At 58.5% G+C, this 1,388-nt stretch carries 1 protein-coding gene; it reads right to left on the reverse strand.

Going from position 1 to position 1,388, the window contains the following annotated elements; all coding sequences use genetic code 11:
* Window positions 1-1,388 (reverse strand): EAL domain-containing protein (locus EOA29_RS36520; protein WP_127222398.1); only part of this gene is annotated, 1,388 nt, incomplete at both ends.

The following is a 1,388-nucleotide window of genomic DNA, read 5'->3' on the forward strand; positions in this document are numbered from 1 at the left end:
AGCCCGCCCCGTTTGTTCCTCCATTGCTCGTCCCACCCTCCGCGGGACCCGATTGATGAAATCGCCAATTGCCTCGATTCCGAGCGGCTGTCCCAGGAAATTTCCCTGCAGGCAATCGCAGTTTTCCTTGATCAGCCACCGTGCCTGCGCCGACGTCTCGACGCCCTCGGCAGTGACGCTCATTCCCAGGCCGTGCGCCAGATTTATGATCGATCGCACGATCGTTTGGCCTTTGGAATCAGTCTCTAGGTCAGTAATAAAGTACTGGTCTATCTTCAACGTATCGAAGGGGAAATTCTTCAGGTAGCTTAAAGATGAATAATGCGTTCCAAAATCGTCCAGCGAAATGCGTATTCCCAAGACATTGAGAGTATTTAGTGTATCGATATTGTCGATCGTCTTCTCGAGAAGAACCGTCTCGGTTATCTCAAGTTCAAGTCGTTCGGCCCGGATTCCAACTTCATCGATGATCTCAGCGACCGTGTCCGTCAGCGAACCGCTAAGGAACTGAGCCGGCGACAGGTTGACCGCGACTGTCAGCGAGGAAGGCCACGTCAATGCCTGGCGACAGGCTTCATCGAGCACCCATCGTCCAATCTCGTCCATCAGACCGTCGGCTTCGGCGATCGGTATGAACACGCTGGGAGGAATGATTCCGATCTCGGGGTGCCGCCACCGCAATAAAGCTTCGAAACCGACCACCGACGAAGGAGGCCGAATGAGCGGCTGATATTCCAGATAGAGCTCTCCGCGCTTCAGCGCGGTTCGAAGACTACGCCTCAGATTCTCGCGTTGCTCGAGCAAGAGCAGCATCGCACGGTTGAAGATTCGAGCGCAGCCGCGTCCATCCGTCTTGGCTGCATAAAGGGCAATGTCGGCGGCTTTCATCAGCTGCTCGCCATCGGTCCCGTGCTCCGGCGCGAACGCAATTCCGATACTGGAGCCAACGAACACGGGGATGTCGTTGATGACGAACGGCTCCTTGAACGCATCGACGAGCGATCCGGCAAGGCGCTCCGCTTCCGCGGGCTGCTCCTTTGCCAATTGGATGACGGCGAACTCATCGCCGGCATAGCGGTACGCGGATTCGCCCTCCTGCAGCGCGTCGCGGATTCGGCCTGCCGCGAGTTGAAGAAGCGTGTCGCCCGCGCCATGGCCGAGCGTGTCGTTGACCGCTTTGAAATCGTCAAGGTCGATTTGCAGCAGCGCGGCTTTCGGCTTTGGTCCGCCGACGGCAGCCAGTGCCTGCTGCAGCCGCTCGCCGAACCGCCGCCGATTCTGCAGGCCGGTCAGCACGTCGTGCGTCGCCTGGTGGAGCAGAACTACATGCTCCTGTTCCTCCGCTGCGCTCCGCCCGCCCTGCCCTCTCGATTCGATGATTCCTACAC

Origin of the sequence: Mesorhizobium sp. M1E.F.Ca.ET.063.01.1.1 (assembly GCF_003998155.1) — a bacterium.
Classification (GTDB): domain Bacteria; phylum Pseudomonadota; class Alphaproteobacteria; order Rhizobiales; family Rhizobiaceae; genus Mesorhizobium.